This is a genomic window from Galactobacillus timonensis, from assembly GCF_900240265.1.
Lineage (GTDB): Bacteria > Bacillota_I > Bacilli_A > Erysipelotrichales > Erysipelotrichaceae > Bulleidia > Bulleidia timonensis.
Genome location: NZ_LT964739.1, coordinates 936,398 through 955,970, shown reverse-complemented (window position 1 = coordinate 955,970; position 19,573 = coordinate 936,398). Strand labels below are relative to the sequence as shown.

At 50.8% G+C, this 19,573-nt stretch carries 19 protein-coding genes, 1 tRNA gene and 1 riboswitch; of the genes, 13 read left to right on the top strand and 7 right to left on the bottom strand.

The window, feature by feature from the left end:
- Positions 1 to 27: 27 nt before the first annotated feature.
- Positions 28 to 1,974, bottom strand: a complete 1,947-nt coding sequence (glgB, locus tag C1714_RS04495; RefSeq protein WP_102342067.1) for a 1,4-alpha-glucan branching protein GlgB — start codon at positions 1,972 to 1,974, stop codon at positions 28 to 30.
- Positions 1,975 to 2,122: 148 nt separating this feature from the next.
- On the opposite strand from glgB, the gene C1714_RS04490 reads away from it, so the two are divergent.
- Positions 2,123 to 3,892: an ABC transporter ATP-binding protein gene (locus tag C1714_RS04490; protein WP_102342066.1), complete on the top strand. Its 1,770-nt coding sequence runs from the start codon at positions 2,123 to 2,125 to the stop codon at positions 3,890 to 3,892.
- Entirely contained in the window at positions 3,889 to 5,628 is a 1,740-nt protein-coding gene (locus tag C1714_RS04485) for an ABC transporter ATP-binding protein (RefSeq protein ID WP_102342065.1), read from the top strand. Before C1714_RS04490 ends, C1714_RS04485 begins: the two co-directional genes overlap by 4 nt.
- Before the next feature lie 50 nt (positions 5,629 to 5,678).
- Here C1714_RS04485 and C1714_RS04480 read toward each other — a convergent pair whose 3' ends face one another.
- Positions 5,679 to 6,314, bottom strand: a complete 636-nt coding sequence (locus C1714_RS04480; protein WP_280952008.1) for a PDDEXK nuclease domain-containing protein — start codon at positions 6,312 to 6,314, stop codon at positions 5,679 to 5,681.
- Between the two features lie 227 nt (positions 6,315 to 6,541).
- Entirely contained in the window at positions 6,542 to 7,909 is a 1,368-nt protein-coding gene (locus C1714_RS04475) for an NCS2 family permease (RefSeq protein WP_102342063.1), read from the bottom strand.
- Between the two features lie 115 nt (positions 7,910 to 8,024).
- Positions 8,025 to 8,124: riboswitch (purine riboswitch) on the bottom strand.
- A gap of 188 nt (positions 8,125 to 8,312) precedes the next feature.
- On the opposite strand from C1714_RS04475, the gene C1714_RS04470 reads away from it, so the two are divergent.
- From C1714_RS04470 to C1714_RS04460, 3 genes are read left to right on the top strand one after another with little or no spacing between them, the layout of a single operon-like run.
- Positions 8,313 to 9,560 (top strand): ATP-grasp domain-containing protein, encoded by a 1,248-nt coding sequence (locus C1714_RS04470; protein ID WP_135567883.1) that lies wholly within the window; start codon positions 8,313 to 8,315, stop codon positions 9,558 to 9,560.
- A gap of 44 nt (positions 9,561 to 9,604) precedes the next feature.
- Positions 9,605 to 10,294 carry an esterase family protein gene (locus C1714_RS04465; protein ID WP_425349046.1) on the top strand — a complete coding sequence of 230 codons (690 nt, stop codon included), beginning with the start codon at positions 9,605 to 9,607 and terminating at the stop codon, positions 10,292 to 10,294.
- Positions 10,295 to 10,321: 27 nt separating this feature from the next.
- Positions 10,322 to 10,636, top strand: a complete 315-nt coding sequence (locus C1714_RS04460; protein WP_102342060.1) for a hypothetical protein — start codon at positions 10,322 to 10,324, stop codon at positions 10,634 to 10,636.
- Between the two features lie 54 nt (positions 10,637 to 10,690).
- On the opposite strand, the gene C1714_RS04455 is transcribed toward C1714_RS04460, so the two are convergent.
- Complete coding sequence (locus C1714_RS04455; RefSeq protein ID WP_102342059.1) at positions 10,691 to 11,149, bottom strand: SseB family protein; 459 nt, start codon at positions 11,147 to 11,149, stop codon at positions 10,691 to 10,693.
- Between the two features lie 49 nt (positions 11,150 to 11,198).
- Here C1714_RS04455 and C1714_RS04450 point away from each other — a divergent pair.
- Positions 11,199 to 11,278 (top strand) — tRNA-Leu (locus tag C1714_RS04450).
- 350 nt (positions 11,279 to 11,628) lie between these two features.
- Complete coding sequence (locus tag C1714_RS04440; protein WP_102342058.1) at positions 11,629 to 12,048, top strand: type II toxin-antitoxin system HicB family antitoxin; 420 nt, start codon at positions 11,629 to 11,631, stop codon at positions 12,046 to 12,048.
- A gap of 1,033 nt (positions 12,049 to 13,081) precedes the next feature.
- On the opposite strand, the gene C1714_RS04430 is transcribed toward C1714_RS04440, so the two are convergent.
- A complete protein-coding gene (locus tag C1714_RS04430) occupies positions 13,082 to 13,945 on the bottom strand; it encodes an AraC family transcriptional regulator (protein WP_102342056.1) in 864 nt (287 codons plus the stop codon).
- A 253-nt stretch (positions 13,946 to 14,198) separates the two neighbouring features.
- Between C1714_RS04430 and C1714_RS04425 the strand changes: the two genes are divergently transcribed.
- Together C1714_RS04425 and ahpC are read left to right on the top strand one after the other, a co-directional pair.
- The gene (locus tag C1714_RS04425) at positions 14,199 to 14,648 is read left to right on the top strand and encodes a Dps family protein (protein ID WP_102342055.1); all 450 of its coding nucleotides are present in this window, start codon (positions 14,199 to 14,201) and stop codon (positions 14,646 to 14,648) included.
- A gap of 46 nt (positions 14,649 to 14,694) precedes the next feature.
- Positions 14,695 to 15,258 (top strand): alkyl hydroperoxide reductase subunit C, encoded by a 564-nt coding sequence (gene ahpC / locus C1714_RS04420; RefSeq protein WP_102342054.1) that lies wholly within the window; start codon positions 14,695 to 14,697, stop codon positions 15,256 to 15,258.
- A gap of 126 nt (positions 15,259 to 15,384) precedes the next feature.
- On the opposite strand, the gene C1714_RS04415 is transcribed toward ahpC, so the two are convergent.
- Both C1714_RS04415 and C1714_RS13955 read right to left on the bottom strand, forming a co-directional pair.
- Positions 15,385 to 15,639: a CooT family nickel-binding protein gene (locus C1714_RS04415; protein ID WP_102342053.1), complete on the bottom strand. Its 255-nt coding sequence runs from the start codon at positions 15,637 to 15,639 to the stop codon at positions 15,385 to 15,387.
- Between the two features lie 2 nt (positions 15,640 to 15,641).
- Positions 15,642 to 15,818, bottom strand: a complete 177-nt coding sequence (locus tag C1714_RS13955; RefSeq protein ID WP_483423418.1) for a DUF8180 domain-containing protein — start codon at positions 15,816 to 15,818, stop codon at positions 15,642 to 15,644.
- A gap of 239 nt (positions 15,819 to 16,057) precedes the next feature.
- Here C1714_RS13955 and C1714_RS04410 point away from each other — a divergent pair, with 239 nt between their 5' ends.
- From C1714_RS04410 to C1714_RS04395, 4 genes are all read left to right on the top strand, one after another.
- Entirely contained in the window at positions 16,058 to 16,588 is a 531-nt protein-coding gene (locus C1714_RS04410) for a TetR/AcrR family transcriptional regulator (protein ID WP_102342052.1), read from the top strand.
- A gap of 191 nt (positions 16,589 to 16,779) precedes the next feature.
- On the top strand, positions 16,780 to 18,063 hold the full coding sequence (gene larA / locus C1714_RS04405; RefSeq protein ID WP_102342051.1) for a nickel-dependent lactate racemase: 1,284 nt from the start codon (positions 16,780 to 16,782) through the stop codon (positions 18,061 to 18,063).
- Between the two features lie 2 nt (positions 18,064 to 18,065).
- The gene (locus C1714_RS04400; protein WP_102342050.1) at positions 18,066 to 18,389 is read left to right on the top strand and encodes a UxaA family hydrolase; all 324 of its coding nucleotides are present in this window, start codon (positions 18,066 to 18,068) and stop codon (positions 18,387 to 18,389) included.
- On the top strand, positions 18,386 to 19,549 hold the full coding sequence (locus C1714_RS04395; RefSeq protein WP_102342049.1) for a UxaA family hydrolase: 1,164 nt from the start codon (positions 18,386 to 18,388) through the stop codon (positions 19,547 to 19,549). The genes C1714_RS04400 and C1714_RS04395 overlap by 4 nt, the downstream gene beginning before the upstream one ends.
- The last annotated feature ends 24 nt before the right edge of the window (positions 19,550 to 19,573 follow it).

Sequence of the window (19,573 nt, the reverse complement as noted above, 5' to 3'; positions counted from 1 at the left end):
GCATTCCTGCGGCTTATGCCGCCTATTTTATCCGTTTTTCTTCGGTGTTGTTTCCTTCTTTGTACTCTTGTGTACCGGCTTATGGAAACGGAACACCGCACAGCCATAGGCAGGCAGAGGATAGCTCACGTGCAGCGGCTGCCCATCGCACTCTCCGGCAGCAGCCTTGAAGTGCTGCGGCTTTTCAAGAAGACCGTGTTCATTGAACAGCAGATCATACGTTCCCTTCTCAGGAACGCCGACCATATAGTCATCACGCGCAACCGGCGTAAAGTTGATTACGAACAGCAGCGAATTTTCCTTCGTACGATCGCGGCGCACAAAGGAGAAGATCGACCGCGTATTATCATCCGCATTGATCCACTGGAAACCGTCCCACGAATCATCCAGATCATAGAACGCCGGATACTTCCGGTACAGATGCAGAAGATCACGGAAATAATTCTGCAGATCATGGTTCAGAGGCTTATCGCACTCCCACCAGTCCAGCTCCTTCTTTTCATCCCATTCATGCGACTGACCAAAGTCCTGGCCCATGAACAGCAGCTTCTTGCCCGCATGACCGAACATGAACAGATAGCCGCACTTCAGATTCGCAAACTTGTCCGCTTCGTAGCCGGGCATCTTGTTGATCATCGAACACTTCAGATGCACAACCTCATCGTGCGACAGAACGAGAATGAACTTCTCACTGGTCGCATAGCTCATGCCGAAGGTCATCTTATTGTGATTGTCTTTGCGGAAATACGGGTCCAGCTTCATGTAGTCCAGGAAATCGTGCATCCAGCCCATATTCCACTTATACGTAAAGCCAAGGCCATCGTTCTCAGGCTTCTCCGTCACCTTTGGCCAGGCTGTGGACTCCTCGGCGATGATGATGGTGCCGTCGTTGCGGCCGCGGATCACGGAATTGAGATGCTTGAAGAACTCGACCGCATCCAGATTGCCGTTGCCGCCGTATTTGTTCGGCACCCATTCCCCGGCCTTGCGCCCGTAATCCAGATACAGCATCGAAGCGACCGCATCCACGCGCAGACCGTCAATGTGATATTCGTCATACCAGTACAGGGCATTGCCGATGAGGAAATTCTTCACCTCATTCTTTCCATAGTTGAAGATCTTCGTTCCCCAGTCCGGATGCTCACCCATCCGCTTGTCCGGATACTCATACAGCGGCTCACCGTCAAAATCAGCGAGACCGAACGCATCCTTCGGGAAGTGTGCCGGCACCCAGTCCAGAATCACACCGATCCCGTGCTGGTGAAGATAATCCACCATATACATAAACTCACGCGGCGAACCATAGCGGCTCGTCGGCGCATAGTAGCCCGTCACCTGATAGCCCCAGGATCCGTCAAACGGATGCTCCGCAATTCCCATCAGCTCCACATGCGTATAACCCATGTAATTGCAGTAATCCGCCAGCTCACGGGCAAGCTCAGGATATGTCAGAAAATCACTCTCACCCTCGCCCCGCTTCTTCCAGGAGCCGAGGTGGCATTCGTAGATCGCCATCGGCGCGGAATATGTATTCTGCGCCGCCCGTGTCTTCATCCACCGGCCATCCTGCCACGGATAATCGTCAATGTCCGCTGTCACACTGGCCGTATCCGGACGCAGCTGCGCATGGAACGCATACGGATCCGCCTTCAGAAAAACACGGCCATCCCGCGTATGAATGGCGAACTTGTAATTCTCATCCAGCCCCATATCCGGGACAAAGCCTTCCCAGATACCGCTGGTCTCCAGCAGCTTCATATTATCTTCGTCGCTGTTCCAGCCATTGCGGTCACTGACGATGCATACCCGCTGGGCATGCGGGGCCCAGACCGCAAAGTGCATCCCTCTGACGCCGTCCACGACGGCCGGATGTGCACCCATTTTCTTATAGATTTTATAGTTGCGCCCTTCATTAAAAAGATAGCGATCATACTGCGTCAGAAATACAGAATCCTTTGTTTTCTTGGAAACCATACGATTTATTCCTTCCTGCAATGAAAATCCCTATCTACAGCATAGCATTTTCCCCATCTTTCGTTTTCGAAAAGGGTGCGAAATGGCGGAATTTGTGATTCCTTCACTATAGTGGCGATGCTAAGATGAGGGCCGGGATATAGATGATATGAGTAATCGAAAAAACGGGCGGTTTCCCCTGCTGAAACCATATTTGCGGCCCTACCGCAGACAGGCGGTACTGGCGCCATTGTTCAAACTGCTGGAAGCGCTGATGGATCTGATGGTTCCGATCGCTGTCGCCGCCATTATCAACGATGGCGTCGCCGGAAACAATCCTTCGGTATTTGTGAAGCAGTTCTGGATCCTGATCATTCTTGCGGCGGCAGGCATGGGCTTTTCCTTCGTTGCGCAGTGGTTTGCGGCCAATGCCAGCGTCAGCTTCGCAAGTGACGTGCGTCAGGCGCTCTTTGACCATATTCAGCATCTTTCTTATGCGGATCTGGACAAACAGGGCAGTGACACGCTGATCACCCGCATGACCAGCGATATCAACCAGGTTCAGACCGGTCTCAACATGGGCCTGCGCCTGCTGCTGCGCAGCCCGTTCATTGTGTTCGGCTCCGTCATTATGGCGTTTACGCTCAATGTGCAGTGTGCCCTTATCTTCCTGATTGCGGTGCCGCTGCTGGGGATTGTTTTCTATTGGATTATGCGGACCTGCATCCCGCTCTATGAAAAGGCGCAGCGCGCACTCGATTCCCTTACGACCACGACCCGCGAAAACCTGACCGGTGTCCGTGTTATCCGCGCCTTCCGGGCCGAAGAAAGGGAAGTCAAAGAATTCGACGACAAGAGCGAAGCGCTGACGAAGCTCAATGAGTTTGTGGGCAAAATTGCGGCGCTGCTGAATCCGGCTTCCTATGCCATGATCAACATTGCGGCCATCTTCCTGATCCGCCAGGGTGCCGTTCAGGTAAATCTGGGTTCCATGGCCCAGGGTGATGTCGTCGCCCTTTACAACTATATGGCGCAGATGATTGTGGAGCTGCTGAAGCTGTCGTCTCTCATTATTACGCTGAACCGTTCCATCGCCTGCGCCGACCGCGTCGAGCATACGCTGGAACTGAAACCTTCCCAGACCTGGGCAGAGGCCATGAAAGAAGCACCGGACCCGAATGCTCCGGCAGTATCCTTCGATCACGTCAGCTTCACATATTCCGCCGGCGCCGCCAATGTGCTGAGTGACATCAGCTTCACTGCCGCCGCCAGCGAGACGATCGGCATCATCGGTCCTACCGGATCGGGGAAAAGTACGCTGGTCAATCTCATTCCCCGCTTCTATGACGCCGGCAGCGGCACCGTATCGGTCCAGGGCGTCAACGTCAAAGACTGGCCTCAAAATGATCTTCTGCAGAAGATCGGCATCGTTCCCCAGAAAGCAACGCTCTTTGAAGGAACGATCCGCGACAATCTCAAGCTTGGCAACCCCGGCGCAACAGACGAAGAGATCAACCAGGCACTGATCACGGCGCAGGCAAAGGAAGTCGTCGACGGCAAGAAGGGCGGCCTGGATGCGATGCTCGAGCAGAACGGACGCAACCTCTCGGGCGGCCAGAAGCAGCGGCTCACCATTGCCCGTGCCCTGGTAAAGAATCCTTCGATTCTGATTCTCGATGATTCGGCAAGTGCCCTCGACTTTGCGACGGATCTGCATCTGCGTCAGGCGATCCGCTCCCTGGCTGGTCAGCGTACCGTCTTCATCGTTTCGCAGCGTGTGTCCAGCGTTCGCAGCGCCGATAAGATTCTGGTGCTCAACGATGGCATGCTCGCGGGGATCGGAACCCATGAGCAGCTGCTGAAAAGCTGTTCCGTCTATCAGGAGATTTATCGTTCCCAGACGCCGGATACGGCAAACGGAAAGGAGGCCGCCGCATGAAGCAGAAGAAACATGCAAGCACACTGACACGTCTGCTCAAAGTCATCGCAAAGTACAGGCTCTGGGTCGTTGTTAGTTTCCTGTCGGCCGGTATCTCTGCGATTCTGCAGCTGTATATTCCGATTCTCTTCGGGCGGGCGATTGATTACATCATCGGGCCGAAGAACGTTGACTTTACGGCGATCGGTACGATTCTGATCCGGATTCTGATTCTTCTGTTAATTACGGCTGCCATTACCTGGATCATGAATCTTGTAAACAACCGTCTCTGCTATAGGACCATTCAGGATATCCGGGCAAAGGCGATCCGCAAGATTCAGCACCTTCCGCTTTCGACGCTGGACGCTCAGAGCAGCGGAGACCTGGTGCAGCGCATCATTGCCGATACCGATCAGATGTCGGACGGTCTGCTGCTGGGATTTTCGCAGCTGTTCTCCGGCATCGTGACAATTGCGGTGACGTTGATCTTCATGTTCCAGACAGATGTAATGATTTCGCTGCTGGTCGTCGCTCTGACGCCGCTGAGCTTCTTTGTCGCAAGGTTCATCGCCTCCCGCTCCTATACGATGTTCCACAAACAGACAGAGGTACGCGGCCGGCAGACGGCGCTGATCAACGAAATGATCTCGGCAGAAAAAACGGTGCAGGCCTTCCAGTATCAGGAGAGGGCTTCGCAGCGCTTCTCTTCTTTGAACAAGGAGCTGCGCGAAGACTCCATCAAAGCCATCTTCTTCAGCTCTTTGACCAACCCGTCGACACGCGCCGTCAATAATGTGATCTATGCGGCCGTTGCCTGGATCGGTGCTTCGCATATTCTGAAGGGTACGCTGACGGTTGGCGGTCTGACGGTTCTGCTTTCCTACGCCAATCAGTATATGAAGCCGTTCAATGACATCAGTTCCGTGATTACGGAACTGCAGAATTCGCTGGCCTGCGCCGACCGCATCTTCACGCTTCTGGATGAGGAGGATGAGACGCCGGATTCCGCCAACGCTCTGACGGTGACACAGGGTGCTGTTGATCTGTCGCATGTGAACTTCTCATACCGGCCGGATGTGCCGCTGATTCAAGATTTTACGGTCCATGCCAAGCCCGGTACGCTGACGGCTATTGTCGGGCCCACCGGCTGCGGCAAGACGACGCTGATCAATCTGCTGATGCGCTTCTACGATGTCAACGGCGGTACGATCTCCATCGACGGACAGGATACCAAAGCTGCTTCCCGCGCCTCGCTGCGTCAGAACTTCGGCATGGTGCTGCAGGACACGTGGCTCAAGGAAGCGACAGTGCGTGAAAACATCGCCTTCGGCTGTCCCGATGCGACGGAAGAAGAAATCATCGCTGCCGCCAAAGAGTCGCACAGCTGGGAGTTCATTAAAAAGATGTCCAACGGCCTGGATGCGCCGGTACGTGACGATGACCTCTCTCAGGGACAGAAGCAGCTGCTGTGCATCAGCCGCGTCATGCTGGCAAAGCCGCGGATGCTCATTCTCGACGAAGCAACCTCCAGCATCGATACACGCACGGAGCTGCAGGTGCAGGAAGCCTTTGACCGTCTCATGTCGGGCCGTACAAGCTTCATCGTCGCCCACCGTCTGTCAACCATTCAGAATGCGGATCAGATCATCGTCATGAATCACGGTCAGATCATGGAGCAGGGCACACACAAAGAGCTGCTTGCCAGAAACGGTTTCTACGCCCAGCTCTATCATGCACAGTTTGAGCAGGTGCACTGACGGGCGAAACATAGAACACGAACAACAAACAAAACCCTAGAAAAACAGCCTCACAGGGGGCGGAGAGATCCGCTTCTGTGGGGCTGCCTTTTATATCTAATTGTTGATGCCGAAAGCACAAAGCATTGTATCAAGCGATTGTAAAAAACCAGATCTACTCGGAAATGGTCTTCATGAAATGTGGACCGCTTCTGGCGTGCAACAAACGTATAACCAGCACCAAGTAGAAATTTCTCCAGATTATCAATTAAATGCGATTCAAGATCACTTTCAGAATAAGACGCCTTTTCTTCCATTTCTAAAAATTCAAGCACATATAGATCTTTAACTGCATCCGACGATCTTTCGATTATCTGACCTTTTTCGGCCAGTTTGCGCATTCCTTCTATGTCTGTGCTTAGCGCTCGTCTCTCATACAAACCACTGTCGTACTGCCGGTTCAGCTCGCGCAAACTCCAGTTGTTTTTTGCAGCCTCAATTTCATAGAAGTGACGTTCATTCACATTGTCAATTCTCATTAGCTTCAGGTAATGCGACCAGCTAAGTACAAACTTCTGTCCTGTACTCACTGCAGGGAGATCCTTGAATTGGTCAGACAGTGTCTGACCAATCTGGTCATGCGCATAGGTAAGGTATAATTGGCGCATTTGTGTTAATTCTCTGACCCAAAATATAATCCATATCACCACACAGAAAAAATGGCGCAAGTCCCATCATTATGCGGGATGCGCCATTTTTACTACAAAACTTGAGCTATATCTTATATCAAACTAGAGAACCGAAATATTTACGAGATCTCGAAGCTGTAAGAAACTGAATAACCGGAGAGAAACCTTAGAAAAACAGCCTCACAGGGGGGCGAAGAGATTCCGCTTCTGTGGGGCTGCCTTTTATATTTAATTGTTGATGCCGATCAGATCAGGAAATACTTCAGAACAAAGAGAACCGTCAGCACATACATGAGACCGGAAATATTCTTGCCCTTGCCAAGGATCAGATTGAGCAGCGTATAGCTCATGATGCCATATGCAATACCATCCGAAATGCTGTAGGAGAATGCCATCATCGTGAAGCAGATCAGGCACGGAACAGCCGTAGAATAATCGGTCCAGTCAATCTTCGCAACCTGCTCAACCATCAGGAAGCCGACAACAATCAGAGCCGGCGCCGTAGCGAAGCTCGGAATCGTCAGGAACAGCGGCGACAGGAACAGCGACGCAAGGAACAGAACACCGACCGTGCAGGAAGTCAGACCCGTGCGGCCACCCTCATTGATACCGGAAGAAGACTCAACGAACGTCGTAACCGTCGAAGTACCAAGGCACGCACCAACCGTCGTACCAACGGCGTCAGCGAGCAGAACACCCTTCATGCCCTCGAGCTTGCCATCCTTGTCAAGCATGTTCGCTCTGCTTGCGCAGCCGATGACCGTTCCCAGCGTATCGAAGATATCAACGAAGCCGAACGCGAAGACAACGACCAGGAAGTCCAGCGTATGCGAAGCAATGTAGCTGAAGTCCATCTGCATAAATGTCGGAGCCAGCGAAGCCGGAGCCGAAACGAATGCCGTCGGAATAACGGAATAGAAACCATTGGCCGGATCCGGAACATAGATACCGGTGAGCTGGCACAGGATACCAAGAACCCAGGTAATCAGAATGCCATAGAGCATGTAGCCCTTTCTGCCTCTTACCAGCATCGTAAACGTAATCAGTGTACCGACAAGCGTCAGAATAACGGTGATGCCTTCCGTATTGAACGTACCGTTCGCCAGCGAAGAGCTGAAGGAAAACAGCGTAACCAGCGTCGAACCGTCAACGATCACATGACCGTTCTGAAGACCGATGAATGTAATGAACAGACCGATACCAACCGATACCGCAATCTTGAGCTGCGCCGGAATCGCATTGAAGATCGCCTCACGGACATTGGTCAACGTCAGAATGATGAAGACAATACCTTCAACAAAAACGGCCGCCAGCGCCACCTGCCAGGGATAGCCCATAGCACCGCATACGGTATAAGCGAAGTATGCGTTCAGACCAAGTCCCGCAGACAGAGCGAACGGCTTATTGGAAAACAGAGCCATACAGAAGCAGGCGATCGCAGAAGACAGCGCCGTAGCCGTAAGGATGGCACCGGCATCCATTCCGGAAGCACTCAGGATGGACGGGTTGACTGCCAGAATGTAAACCATCGTCATGAAGGTGGTAAGGCCGGCCATCAGTTCGGTCTTTACCGTAGTGTGATTCGCTTCCAGGTGGAACAGCTTTTCAAACATGTAATGTCCCCTTTTCTTTCCCCAGATATCGCATGCCCGAAAAACAGTAAAAACGCAAAAGCTTCTGATGTCACAGGAATCGATTCAGAATCACAAGACATAGAAGCTTCTGGTCAACTATATTTGGGATGACCGTAGTCCCGCAGATAGGCCGCGGGGTAGAAACGCCTTCACCATTTCTGAAAGCATATACGATATTAGGAACGTCTTTATTATACAGATCTGTTTTTTCAATTCAATCGTTAAAATGCATATTTCAAGAATCTCACGAATCATGCAGCGAAACCGGAGGCGCCGCTTCTTTTTCCACACGTAAACGGTTTCAGTCCCCGATCCAAACGTCAACAATCATTCTATATGCTAGAATCAATACGATTTTAGAAGGATCAAAAGGGGGATGCTTATGGCTAATTTTGTATTTATCTCTCCGAATTTCCCGGAAACGTATTATCAGTTCCCTCTCGCATGGAAGCGGATGGGGCAGACGGCACTGGGTATCGGCGACGAGCCGTGGGACAACCTGTCCAGCCAGATGAAGGATGCACTGAGTGAGTACTATCAGGTCACCAACATGGAGGACTATGATCAGATGTACCGCGCCGTCGCCTGGTTTGCGCATAAACACGGCAAAATCGACTGGCTCGAAAGCAATAATGAATACTGGCTCGTGCAGGATGCGCGGCTCAGAACCGACTTCAACATCACGACCGGCGACAAGTCGGATACCGTCATGCGCTTCAAGACCAAGTCTGGCATGAAGAAGTACTACGAGGAAGCCGGCTGCCCGACGGCGCGCTGGCACCTTGTCTCAACGCTCGAAAAGGGCCGCGCCTTTATTAAAGAAGTCGGCTTCCCTGTCATCGTAAAACCGGACAGCGGCGTCGGCGCCAGTGCCACCTGGAAAATCTCCAACAACAAAGAGCTGGAAGAATTCTACAGCGTACCGCGCAGCATCCAGTACATTATGGAAGAATATGTCCCCGGCTACATTCAGTCCTTTGACGGCATCACGGACCAGAACGGAGATATCATCTTCGAAACGAGCCACATCTTCCCGGTACCAATCATGGATGTCGTCCTGGCAAGCGGCGAAAGCTGGTACTACAGCGTACGCCAGGTCCCCCAGGATCTGAAAGAGATCGGCGAAAAGGTCATCCACGCCTTCGGCATCAAGGGCCGCTTCTTCCATACCGAATACTTCCGCCTCAGCGAAGACAAACCCGGCCTTGGCAAAAAAGGAGGCCTCGTCGGCCTCGAAGTCAATATGCGTCCACCCGGAGGCTATACCACCGACATGATGAACTTCGCCAACGATATCAACATCTACGGCGCATACGCATCCATGGCCATGGGCGACACGGAGCCGGTCAAAACAAACCGCCCCTACTTCTGCGTCTACGTTGGTAAGCGCAGTGAGCTTCGCTATGAGCATTCGATGGCGGATGTGTACCGCCGCTACGGTCAGAACATCTGCATGCATGATACGATGCCGTTCATTCTGCGCAACGATCTGGGCGACGAGTTCTACATCGCAAGATTCGCAGACGAGAAAGAAATGAAGGATTTCGTCCGTTTCGTCTATGAGAAACATGTCGATAAGCCGAAGCAGCCGGAACCTCAGAAAAAGGAAAGCACAGGAACAAAGAAGTGAATACGCAGTACTTTAAGGAATACAGCCATAATCTTAGCCGTGACATGGAATTCAAGGTCTACGGAAGCGACGGCAAACCCGTCCTCGCCTTCCCAAGTCAGTCCGGCCGCTTCTATGACTTCGAAAACAACGGCATGATCGACTGCATCAAGGATTACATCGAAGCCGGCCGCATCCAGGTCTTCTGCTGCGACTGCAATGACGACAATTCATGGAGCTCCATGAACCCGGACCAGCGTGCACGCATCGAGGCCCAGGAAGCCTATGTCCGCTACATAACAGAGGAGCTTGTGCCCCGCATCATGGAGATCAGTCCCGATGGACGTATGCCGCTGACAACCGGCTGTTCCATGGGCGGAACCCACGCCTTGAATTTTCTGCTTCGCAGGCCTGATCTTTTCTCCGGATGCATCGCACTTTCCGGGGCATACAATGCCCGCTTCTTCTTCCCGGACTACTTCGATGATCTGGTCTATGCCAATTCGCCGGTAGACTATATCGACGGCATGCCGATGGATCATCCCTATGTCAATATGTACAGAGACAGAGATATCATTCTCTGCTGCGGAAGAGGTGCCTGGGAACATCCGATGCAGGAGGACGCAGCCCGCATGAAGGAACTGTTCTCCTATAAGAACATTCCGGCATGGGTTGACTTCTGGGGCTATGACGTCGCCCACGACTGGCCATGGTGGAGAAAGCAGCTGCCATATTTCATGGCCTACGTCTGCTGAGCATTTTAAGGAGAATACAGATCACATATGGAACTGAACGACTTTACAGAAAAGGAACAGAAACAGATCAACAGCGGCCTTTCCACTGCTGAAATCAGCGACCGGGAAGCAGCCGAAAAGATACTTGCCCTCGTGCCGGAAGGCTGGATCAAGAAGATCCCCGTCTTTGTCCGCAAACATGCGACAACCAAGACAGTCGAGCGCATCGCAGCGCAGTATCCCGAACTTTACGCCGCCGCAAAAAAGCCGGGCGAAATCCCGGAAAAGGAGCGGGAAGAGCTTCGGAAGATCATCACCGCCATCTTCGACGAAAAGATGAACAAGCACAACATCAAAAAATAACAATTAAAAATTCAGGCGGATCATCCATGGATCCGCCATTTTCTTTCTCTCCTGTTATTTTTTCGTATCCTGACGGCCGCTGTCCTGTTCCGCCTTTTCCTGCCGCAGCGATTCATCAAACAGCTTCAGCAGAACCTGCTTCGCAATCAGAGGCGTACGCTCATTGGGAACATAGTTAATAGCGATGCCGCCGCACTTCTGATTCAGAAACATACTCTTGATCAGATCACGGATATAGACCGCCGAAGGATTCTCATCCTGCTTCGACGCCTCAAGATCATCCAGCGACGTGAAGATAATGGCATAGAATAATCCATCCGGCCCCGTAACCCCCATCGGATCCACCTGATCCTCCTTCGGCAGCGGAATGCCATTGATCAGTACCGGCGCATTCCTTTGAATCAGACGAAACACCTCTTCCTGCAGAAGACGGTACTGCACCTGCCCACCATCCTTCAGAAAGGCAGCCGCAGCTTCTTTTAATTGTTCATGTACGATTGAATTTTCACTCATGCCTTTATCATAAACCTTTGCATGCTATAATTCATTGGCATTTGACAGCGGGGGATTGGTGGAATTGGCAGACACGTCAGTCTTAGGAACTGATCCGCAAGGGTAAGGGTTCGAGTCCCTTATCCCCCATGATTCTGATACGGATCCGCAGGCGGAAGAAGCCTGCTTTTTCATTGGAAAGAAACACCGGCGCCGGCTGACACGCTCCGCATCAGCGGATAGAAAAATATAAATCAGTACCAAATTGCGCATTAAATACGCATTAATTGTTTGCGATGCGTATTTTATACGTATAATATAACCAAAGAGGAAAGATGAAGCGCAAAGACTTAATCAGGAAACTTGAGCAAGCGGGTTTTATCCTTCTCAGAAACCATTCCAGGACATAGCGAAATAGATGAATTGCTTGCAAGAAAGATCCTAAGAAAGTGGGGGTTAAAATAAGACTCGCTTTCCTGTACGCTTATCATTTTCAGTTTATGAAATCAGTTTATCCAGTATTTATTCAGCCGCATGGTTCAAAGTATCTCGTTTACATTCCTGATATCGATCATTACACCGAGGGATCATCCTTTTATGAGGCGATCTATATGGCTCGTGATCTGCTCGGCACAATCAGTCTTGAACGTAAGCTTCCTAATCCTTCAAATGTTGAGGCTGCGCGAAGAATTACCGAAGAAAAAGCCGATGACTCCGACTTTAAGTTTTCAACCGGGACTATCGTTCCGGTTGATATAGATACCGAGGATTACAGAAAGAAGCACGATACAAGAGCCGTCAAGAAAAACTGCACCATTCCATCCTGGTTGAATGATGAAGCAGAAGCAGCCGGAATCAATTTTTCAAGAGTCCTTCAGGATGCTTTGATTGAGCGGCTGAACCTGAAAGAGTCCCGGTGACAGAACAGTTAGAACAAGTGCAAAATATAAGATCAGAAAATCAGTATTGGATCAGCAAAAATAATTGACAAATACACTATCGCATTCATCCCTTTACAAAAGAAAGGCCGTTTCTCACGACCCTTCTTTTCTGTCTGCTGATCAATTCCGTTGGCTCTCCAAAAAAGTTGGGGGAGAAGCCAAAAACTCTGGGGGAGACTTTGGGGGAGATGGCCTGTTAACTTTGGGGGACACTTTGGGGGAGAAGCCCTGAAATGACCCTGCAATGAAAAATCCGGAATTTACCAGAGTTACAGTAATATGACTTTGGGCTTCCGGATTTTCTTGTGGGGCAGCGTGACAGTAGAAATGATTCCTCTGTCAGCGAACTGGCAGGCGTACTGTTTCAACGACGTTCCTACGTTTTATTTATCTAATGAGTTTTCCTGCTCGCGGTTCTGCTTTCTGTATGGTCCGCGCTTCTTTCCTGTGAACGTATGAACGTCTTCACGGATGCGAGGCACGGCAAGCATGGATGTCTGCTCACGTGTTGCCCAAAGGATTCTGTTGCGGGTGTATTCGAAGTTACTGACACCTCTGGATTGTCTTTTGAGATCCTTCGGTAGGACGTTGAATGCAGTAAAAACCAGGTCCCCCAAAGTTGAATTCAGACGGTCCCCCAAAGTGCTCCCCCAAACTTCACTCCCCCAAGGATTTTGGAGACCCNTGACACCTCTGGATTGTCTTTTGAGATCCTTCGGTAGGACGTTGAATGCAGTAAAAACCAGGTCCCCCAAAGTTGAATTCAGACGGTCCCCCAAAGTGCTCCCCCAAACTTCACTCCCCCAAGGATTTTGGAGACCCTTCCGTTTCTTCAGTGAATCGTCAGGTTCCGCTTCCTTCAGGGGCAGGATCAGCGCCCCCAGCATCAGTACAGTCATTATCTTTTTCATCGCCCGCTCCGTTGTCTGCTTCTGTTTTTTCTATATTTTTTTCAGGCAGCCATGCTTTCGGGCAGCGGTTTCTAACGGCGCAGGCGGATATTGCTAACCTGTTATGCCTGCATGCCGGAAGTGCGGTACGTTTTGGGAGTCACGCCATATTCTCTTAAAAACATACGGTTGAAATAACTCTGCTGCGAAAAGCCGCAGGCAAAGGCCACCGACGCAATCGGATCCTTTGTATTTCTTAGCATCGCCGCCGCCATCTCCAGACGATAGGAGTTCAGAAAATCAATCGGCGACGTCGACGCATATTTACTGAAGACAGAGCCGCACTTGGAACGGCTGATCCCCGCCGAAGCCGCAATGTCATCGAGACCAATATGGTCCGCATAATGTTCATAGATATAGGTCGTCATCTTCTTCTGCAGACGAAGATCGTCATCATGTTCCTGTTCCAGCGGCTCGTTCTGATGCACCAGATACACCTGCCGCAGAATCATCGATACATATGCCAGCGCCTGCAGCTCATAGCCTGCCGGCTTTTCTTCGCCCAGCTGCTTCAGTTCATCCATCAGATTGGAAATCATTCTGGCATGACTGTTGCGCCCGTTCATGCGTATATGCGTAAAATCTCCGTCACTGATCACCGGCACAATCAGCTCATTGTACATATCGTGAATGGATGCGAGCATCATCGGATTCACCGTCAGCGTATGAGCGCTGCACGGCTTTTCTTCCGTACTGTAAACGTGATGAACCTGATCCTGGTTGATGATACAGATATCTCCCTTCTTTAACAGGAAATCCGATTCATTCACATGACAGTGCATCTCTCCGCTTTCGACCTGGATCAGCTCCAGCATATCGTGCCAGTGTGCCAGCTCCGGATGCGGATCGACGGAACATATTTCCTTATTCTCCAGATATACCGGCAGATTGCCGAAGGAGAGGTTTTCTTCATTTGTATTTGTCATACATTTATTTTTGCACAAAAACAATATTTCAGGGAAGAAAATGCAATTTTTTATTAATTTATAGCGATAAATACCGAAAGAAACAGATCATCATCTAATAAATTGTGTTAATAGCCAAGCTTTAAAAACAGGTGCTGGCAGATAATGCAAATTATGAGTGTTATCTTGCTATTATGAGCCCGTTTTTCACAATATTATGTAACTATCAAAAGAAAGAGAAGGAACGAAAGTTCCTGAAAGGAGATATAGATACATGACTAACACAAATACATTAAATGCTTCGATGAACGAGCTGCTCAGCACACTTGAGGTTTTCTACCACAAGCTGCAGTCCTACCACTGGTACGTGAAGGGACATGCCTTCTTCACGGTTCATGCACAGTTGGAATCCTACTATGACGAAGTCAAGGAAGAGATCGATGAAGTAGCGGAGGCGCTGCTGATGATCGGCGGCAAGCCCGTTTCGACGCTAAAGGAGTTCATGGAACTCTCCAAGGTAACGGAAGGCGGCGACGTCTATGTACGTGCCAGCGAGCTTCTGCCGGTGGTTCGTGATGACTTCGCACTGATCGCCAAGCTGGCGGAAGGCGTCAAAGCGACGGCTGACCGTGAAGGCAGCGCACTTGTTTCGGCAAAGATGGATGATGTCATCGAGTCCGCAAGCAAGGCAGTATGGATGATCTCTCAGTCTCTGATGGACTGAGTCATCATAAAGAATCAAATACAACAACAGAAAGGGAAAACAGTAAATGTCACTCATTAACAAGGAAGTAGCGCCGTTCAGCGTACAGGCTTACGTTGACAACTCGTTCAAAACCGTGACGAAGAATGATCTGATGGGAAAGTGGAGCGTATTCTTCTTCTATCCCGCAGATTTCACCTTCGTCTGCCCGACAGAGCTCGAAGATCTACAGGATAACTATGACAGCTTCAAGAAGATCGGCTGCGAGATCTATTCCGTATCCTGTGATACGCACTATGTCCACAAGGCATGGCACGATCACTCCGAGGCAATCTCCAAGCTCACCTACCCGATGCTTGCGGATCCGACGCACGCACTGGCAAGAGACTTCGATGTCCTGATTGAAGCTGACGGCGTCGCTGAGCGCGGCACCTTCATCATCGACCCGGATGGAAAGATCGTTTCCTACGAAGTCAGCTCCGGTTCCGTCGGAAGAAATGCAGAAGAGCTGCTCCGCAAAGTCGAAGCATGCCAGTTTGTCCGCAAGAACGGCAACGAAGTCTGCCCTGCAAAGTGGAAACCGGGGGCCAAGACCCTGAAGCCGGGCATCGATCTGGTTGGCAAGATCTAAGAGACAGTCCATTATCCAGTCACAATATCCAGATACACTCTTACCCTTATGGAATGAAAGCGCCGGGCCCGACAGCCCGGTGCTTTTCCTGATCTTTTCTCAATGATCCCCAACGCCGGATCCGCATCAATGGCCAGAATCTTCTGCCCCGGCTTCTTCTCCGACATCGTCACATGTCTCCTTCGTGTGCTCTTGGGCCGTACGGATCAAAATCCAGTTGTCGGTAAGGCCACAGGAATCAAGATTCCCGTTCACCTCCAGCTTCCGCTCCATCAGATCCGTGAAAATCAGCTTTTCACCGCATACCTCCATGCGCATCACATTCTTCATGACAATGGTCTCAGGCACACGTTGATTCCGGTATACCGTTGACAGGCACATGGCTATTCACCGTCCAGCCTGCTGAGCGCCTGGTCCAGAAGACCGCATCCCGCCTCAAACTGCATGCACGCCTCATGAATCAACGACGAAAGATCCGGATACGCTTCTTTCAAAGAGTCAGCCAGTTCGTTTAATTCTTCATTGTGATGTCTGTTGAGCTGAAGCATGTAATCGAGCAGATGATGCAGTTTCTCGCATTTTCCCGCGCAAAATCACGTTTCGTCGTCCATGAATTTCCCCTTTCATTCATTCGACACGGTGTTGCGAAACTGCTAACACAGTTAAAGTTGACATAATCCATGCTTGTCAACAACTTTCTGACAATTAATTCACAAATATCCCGTAATTTTCCTGCATATTCCAGCGCCGGTAGTATCTGAATCAAAAGAACAATGGTTTATAGCTTATAATGTAGATAATGAACGCAGAGCAGAAAATACAGAACGCATTCCTGCAGTTGATCCGCAAATACCGTTTTTCAGAGATCACCGTAACCATGCTGTGTCAGGAAGCGGGCATCAGCCGCACCAGCTTCTACAAGCACTTCAGCAACACGGCAGAGGTCCTGGATGAAGCGCTCCGGACACTCTTTCTGAACGTAGACGGTGTTCAGACAGAGCTGCTCGGTTACGGGAAAGCGGAAGGTGTCCCTCTCTGCGTGTTTGTCCGCACCCATCCACAGCTGCGCAACCTGTTTACGGACGACACCATCATTCATACCGTCATCCGTAAATTTGTTTCCATGAACCGGAAAGAATATCTCGACGTCATGCACCGGAGAGTATCGTCGAGTGATGATGAGCTGATCGGTCTTCTGTACTTCCAGCTCAACGGCTGTATGCATGCAATCCGTCACACCATCAGCCGCAGCGACGAAGAATGGGACGCGAACAAGAAGAACATCGACACCTTTATCGTCAGCGGGTACAAGAGTCTTCCTCCGAAATGAGAAAGGTATATCGCAATACCGCAGTAAAAACCATGGCTCTGCAAATCAGAGACATGGTTTTTTTCATGCAATAACATTGACACCATGTTTGCATATTTGCCATTCATGTAACCCCTTACATCTTGAACCGGGTTCTTCCGAATGCTTGACTGTCTGTAGGATGTATACACCATACATAATCAGGAGGAATCATGAAGACCATTGAAATCCCGTATTACACCTCCCACCAGGAGCTGCATATTGACGAGAAGAATCTGAAAGCCGTGATTCGCGCCAAGATGCATGAATTTAAAACCGAGAAGTCCGAAGCCGAAATCGTAAAGGAAGCGATGGACAACCCGATCGGAACCCCGAAGCTCGAAGAGCTGGCCAAAGGCAAGAAGAACGTCGTCATCGTAACCAGCGACCATACCCGGGCCGTACCCAGCAAGATCACGCTTCCGTTAGAACTCGCTGCGATACGAAAAGGTAACCCCGATGCCGAAATTACCATTCTCATTGCGACTGGCCTGCATCGTCCCACAACGGAAGAAGAACAGCGCAGAATGTTTGGCGACGAAATCGTCGACCATGAAAAGATCGTTGTAAACAAAGCGTTTGAACCGGATCAATTCGTCATGATGGGCACCCTTCCTTCTGGAGCAGAGTTTCATGTCAATAAAGTGGCTGCCGAAGCGGACCTTCTCATTACGGAAGGCTTCATTGAGCCCCATTTCTTTGCCGGCTTCTCGGGTGGAAGAAAGAGCATTCTCCCAGGCGTATGCTCCGCAGAAACCGTCAATGAAAACCATTCTTATAAAGCCATTGCCAGCCCCTATGCCAAGACCGGTGTCCTGGAACATAATCCGATTCACGAAGACATGGTTAAAGCAGCCCGTATGGTTAATGTCCAGTACATTCTTAACGTTGCCCTCAATGCGGAAAAGAAAGTCATTGCCGCATGGGCAGGTGATCTGGAGAAGGCCCATGCCGAAGGCGTCGCCTTCATCCGGCAATGGAGCCAGTGCGAAAGCATCACCGGCGACATTGTCATAACGTCCAACGGCGGCTATCCGCTGGATCAGAATCTGTACCAGAGCCCGAAAGCCGTCGCAACCGCCGAGGCATGCGCCGGCGAAGACGGCGTCATCATCATGTGCTGCAGCTGCGTCGACGGTATGGGGGGAACGCATTTTGCGAAACTGATCCGCATGGGTACGCCGGAAGAAATTGATGCCTACCTGTCGAAGATTCCTTCCAAGGAAACGATACCGGAGCAGTGGTGCCCGCAGATTTATGCACGCATACTCCATAAGCACAGAATGATTCTCGTCTCCCAGCTGGATGATGAAACCGTCAGAGCCTGCAACATGATTCCGGCAAAGTCGGTGGATGATGCGCTGCAGATCGCGCTGGAGATGAAGGGAGCCGATGCCAGCGTCGTCGTCATTCCGGATGGCGTCAGCGTACTGGCCGTTGCCCCGGAGGAAAAGTAACTATGGCAGAAGAAAAGAAAATTGCCCTCAAGGTCAATGACAAAGACAATGTCGCAACGATCTTCGCCAACGGCATCATTGATGGAACCCTTGTCGAGGTCCGTGACCCGAAAGGAAACATGGAAGAGATCAAAGTGATCGGCGACGTTCCCTATGGTCATAAGATTGCCATAAAACCGATTCATAAAGGGGAACTGATCATTAAGTATGGCGAAGAAATCGGAATGGCAAGTGCCGAAATCGCAAAAGGCGAATATGTCCACGTCCACAATCTTGAAAGTATGCGCGGACGCGGCGACTGGGAAAAAGGAGGCAGACACGAATGAAATGGTATGGCTATCGCAGACCGGACGGGTCCGTAGGTTCCAGAAACTATGTGGCCATCATCCCTTCGGTCACATGTGCAAATGATGTGGCAAATGCCATTGCCCATGAAGTACAGGGAACTGTCGTCTATCTGCATCATCAGGGATGCTGCCAGCTGCCGCCGGATCTGGACCGGGTGACAGAGACGCTGATCTCCCTTGGCAAGAGCCCCAATGTTGGCGCCGTCCTGATTGTTTCTCTTGGCTGCGAAGGAACGGACCATGAGCGTATGTATAAGGAGCTCAAAGCAACCGGCAAGCCGGTGGAAATCATTCATATTCAGGAACTTGGCGGCGTATCAAAAGCGATCCAGGCTGGTACCGATCTGGCAAGAAAACTCGTCATTGAAATTTCCGGCCTCCAGCGTACGGAAGCAGACATGAGCGAAATCGTCATGGCCATCAAGTGCGGAGCCTCCGACACCACCAGCGGCATGGCAAGCAACTGCGTCATCGGCTATGTTGCGGACCATCTGGTCGATTTAGGCGCAACTGTCATTTTCGGTGAGACGACCGAATTCCTGGGCGGCGAACATCTGCTTGCGCGTCGTGCCGTCAATAAAGAAGTCGCCGATAAGATTTATGAAATCGTCAACAACATGGAAACCCGCGCCAAGAGCGTGGGATGCGATATGCGCAGAGGTCAGCCGACGCCTGGCAATATTGCCGGCGGCCTGTCTTCGATCGAGGAAAAGAGCCTTGGCGCCATTGTGAAGAGCGGGACACGACCAATTCAGGGCGTATTGGAATATCCGGAGCATGTCACAACTCAGAAAGGGCTGTGGATCAAAGATACACCGGGGCGGGAGCCTGAGATCCTGACCGGAATGGCAGCGACCGGAGCACAGTTCATGTGCTTCTCTACCGGCAGAGGCGCCCCTCAGGGCTTCCCGAGCATGCCCGTCATCAAGATCTGCGGAAATCCAAATACTTACGAACGCATGCAGAACGATATGGATCTGAATGCGGGACTGATCATCACCGGCGAAAAGACCATTGAACAGGTGGGAGAAGAAGCAATTGCCAAGCTCATCCGCGTATTAAACGGTGAAATGACAAAGAACGAAGCAATCCAGTATTTTTCCGCCATTGATATTCACTGTCTTGGTCCGGTCATCTGATCAAAAAACAGGAGGATAGAATTC

Bases quoted from the DNA above. Each gene is read 5' to 3' on its own strand.
- glgB (WP_102342067.1), bottom strand. From the start codon at position 1,974: ATGGTTTCCAAGAAAACAAAGGATTCTGTATTTCTGACGCAGTATGAT.
- C1714_RS04490 (WP_102342066.1), top strand. From the start codon at position 2,123: ATGAGTAATCGAAAAAACGGGCGGTTTCCCCTGCTGAAACCATATTTG.
- C1714_RS04485 (WP_102342065.1), top strand. From the start codon at position 3,889: ATGAAGCAGAAGAAACATGCAAGCACACTGACACGTCTGCTCAAAGTC.
- C1714_RS04475 (WP_102342063.1), bottom strand. From the start codon at position 7,909: ATGTTTGAAAAGCTGTTCCACCTGGAAGCGAATCACACTACGGTAAAG.
- C1714_RS04470 (WP_135567883.1), top strand. From the start codon at position 8,313: ATGGCTAATTTTGTATTTATCTCTCCGAATTTCCCGGAAACGTATTAT.
- C1714_RS04465 (WP_425349046.1), top strand. From the start codon at position 9,605: ATGGAATTCAAGGTCTACGGAAGCGACGGCAAACCCGTCCTCGCCTTC.
- C1714_RS04460 (WP_102342060.1), top strand. From the start codon at position 10,322: ATGGAACTGAACGACTTTACAGAAAAGGAACAGAAACAGATCAACAGC.
- C1714_RS04455 (WP_102342059.1), bottom strand. From the start codon at position 11,149: ATGAGTGAAAATTCAATCGTACATGAACAATTAAAAGAAGCTGCGGCT.
- C1714_RS04440 (WP_102342058.1), top strand. From the start codon at position 11,629: ATGAAATCAGTTTATCCAGTATTTATTCAGCCGCATGGTTCAAAGTAT.
- C1714_RS04430 (WP_102342056.1), bottom strand. From the start codon at position 13,945: ATGACAAATACAAATGAAGAAAACCTCTCCTTCGGCAATCTGCCGGTA.
- C1714_RS04425 (WP_102342055.1), top strand. From the start codon at position 14,199: ATGACTAACACAAATACATTAAATGCTTCGATGAACGAGCTGCTCAGC.
- ahpC (WP_102342054.1), top strand. From the start codon at position 14,695: ATGTCACTCATTAACAAGGAAGTAGCGCCGTTCAGCGTACAGGCTTAC.
- C1714_RS04415 (WP_102342053.1), bottom strand. From the start codon at position 15,639: ATGTGCCTGTCAACGGTATACCGGAATCAACGTGTGCCTGAGACCATT.
- C1714_RS04410 (WP_102342052.1), top strand. From the start codon at position 16,058: ATGAACGCAGAGCAGAAAATACAGAACGCATTCCTGCAGTTGATCCGC.
- larA (WP_102342051.1), top strand. From the start codon at position 16,780: ATGAAGACCATTGAAATCCCGTATTACACCTCCCACCAGGAGCTGCAT.
- C1714_RS04400 (WP_102342050.1), top strand. From the start codon at position 18,066: ATGGCAGAAGAAAAGAAAATTGCCCTCAAGGTCAATGACAAAGACAAT.
- C1714_RS04395 (WP_102342049.1), top strand. From the start codon at position 18,386: ATGAAATGGTATGGCTATCGCAGACCGGACGGGTCCGTAGGTTCCAGA.